Raw genomic sequence first — 1,967 nt, 5'->3', positions numbered from 1 at the left:
ATCGGCGGCGGCCCCACCACGGCGGCCGCCCAGAAGGCGGTTTCGGTGGCGATGGCCCAACAGGGCGACCCGTACGTGTGGGGTGCGGAAGGGCCCGGGTCATTCGACTGCTCCGGACTTATGCAATATGCCGCCAGAGCCGCCGGAGTCAACATTCCGCGAGTGGCCGCGGACCAGTACCGCCAGCTCCCCAAGGTCAACCCGGCCGACATTCGCCCCGGCGATCTGATCTTCCCGAATTCCGAATTCAACAACGGCAACCCCGGCCACGTCATGATGTACATCGGCAACGGGCAATGCGTCGAAGCGCCGCGCACCGGTCTGAACGTCCGGGTGACGAAGCTGCCGAGCAGCTATCACGCCAGCCGGTGGAGCTGATCCGGATCCACCGAGGCTTCAGTAGCCCACGTACGCGCCGCCGTGGTGCAACTTCACGATGCCGGGCACATTGGCGACCGAGCCGTAGCGATCGATCGCGTATCGCACCCCGGCGATGATGTTGTCGACCGGATTCCAGATATCGCGGTGCCCGGGCAAGGCGTGAGCATTGAACGTGGAATCGATGGTCTGCATCAACCCCTTGGAGGGATGTCCTGCCGCCGCATTGCTGTCCCAGCCGTTGATAGCGTGCGGATTGCCCGCTGATTCGTGCCGGATGATCGCCGCGATATCGGCAGGGTTGATCTGGCTGGTGTCATAGCCGTTCTGGTGCAGGATCTGTATGGCTGTATTGATCCATTGGCCCACTTCACCGGTGGGCTGTGTGCTCGGCGGGCCGCCGCTGGCAGCGCGCGAATAGACCTGCGGTCTGGATCGGCCGGAGTCCTGAACATACCGATTGGCCAGTGCGGCAACCTGTTCGGCCGAAATAGCCGCAGCGGACTGCCCATTCCCGAGTATTGCTCCGGCCCGCTGCAGGGCATCACCGAGTGCGACCATCACCTGACGCTGGGTCGCGGCAGAATTTCCGACCGCACCGAGTGCGGTCAATGCGGTATCGGCCTCGGCGATGATCGAGGCGATCGCCGCCCGGCCCTGAATGGTGTCTGCGGCCGAACCACCGAGAATCCGACCGAGTTCCGCGTTCAGGTTGCCCAACGCGTCGTTCTGTTGGGCGCCGCTCTGCCTACTGGCCGAATACTGCGCGCCGAACGCGCCATCCCAGAGCACCGGTCCGGTGGGCGCTCCATTGCCGACCAGCGGCGGTGCATTCGGCTGACCAGTATTCGACGTTGGAGTGCCGTCACCGTATTGGGCCGAGATCGATGCCAGTGCGCCCATTGCAGCAGCCGCCAACGGACCGGCACCGGCTGCGACGGCGGCCAGGTCCGAACCGCCGCCAACCGCCGAAGTGGTTGTCGGGGTCGATAGTCCGGGCATCGGGCTCGCCGATTGGCCGCGCACTGCGGCGGCTGCCGAACCCGAGGTGGCGGCGGTGGCCGCACCGACCGACTGCAACGGCGGCATGCGCACCGCAGGCCCCCGGGCCGGCGCGGCAGGGTTGCGGCGCGGCTCGGAAGTCGTGACCCCACCGCGGGCGTCCCGGGCATCGTCGACACTCGGTTCCGGCACTTCCCGATCCGGTGGCATTAGTACGGCTCGTACGCTCGGCCATTGCGCACCGCCACGACACCTGGCACGTTCTGTACGGATCCGTACCGATTTATGGCATAGCGGACGCCAGCGATGATGTTGTCGACTGGGTTGCGAATATTGGTGTGCCCCTGCACCGCCCACTGATTGAAGGTCGGCCCGATGGTCTGCATCAGGCCGATCGACGGAGTCCCGTTGTCGGCATTGCTGTCCGTCAGATTCATGGCGTTCGGATTACCACCGGATTCGTGCTGAATGATGAGCGCGATAGCTTCCGGGTCGATCTTGCTGATGTCGTAGCCCATCTGCCGCAGCACCTGCAGTGCCTGCTGAATCCACTGTCCGACGGTGCCGCCGACCGTCGTTGCCGTGCC

The 1,967-nt window shown here is 65.3% G+C and carries 3 protein-coding genes; 1 reads left to right on the top strand and 2 read right to left on the bottom strand.

Annotated features, from left to right (window positions below):
* The coding region (locus AB0J47_RS42215) for a C40 family peptidase (RefSeq protein WP_364360340.1) at positions 1-378 on the top strand (378 nt) is incomplete at its 5' end.
* 18 nt (positions 379-396) lie between these two features.
* Here the strand turns inward: AB0J47_RS42215 and AB0J47_RS42210 are convergent.
* Both AB0J47_RS42210 and AB0J47_RS42205 read right to left on the bottom strand, forming a co-directional pair.
* Entirely contained in the window at positions 397-1,572 is a 1,176-nt protein-coding gene (locus AB0J47_RS42210) for a transglycosylase SLT domain-containing protein (RefSeq protein ID WP_364360336.1), read from the bottom strand.
* A gap of 17 nt (positions 1,573-1,589) precedes the next feature.
* Positions 1,590-1,967, bottom strand: a 378-nt coding sequence (locus AB0J47_RS42205; protein ID WP_364360333.1) for a transglycosylase SLT domain-containing protein, incomplete at its 5' end; no start/stop codon positions are given.

Origin of the sequence: Nocardia sp. NPDC049737 (genome assembly GCF_040674755.1) — a bacterium.
Classification (GTDB): Bacteria; Actinomycetota; Actinomycetes; order Mycobacteriales; family Mycobacteriaceae; genus Nocardia.
Note: the sequence above shows the minus strand (reverse complement) of the source record. Positions and strands in the feature narration are given on the sequence as shown.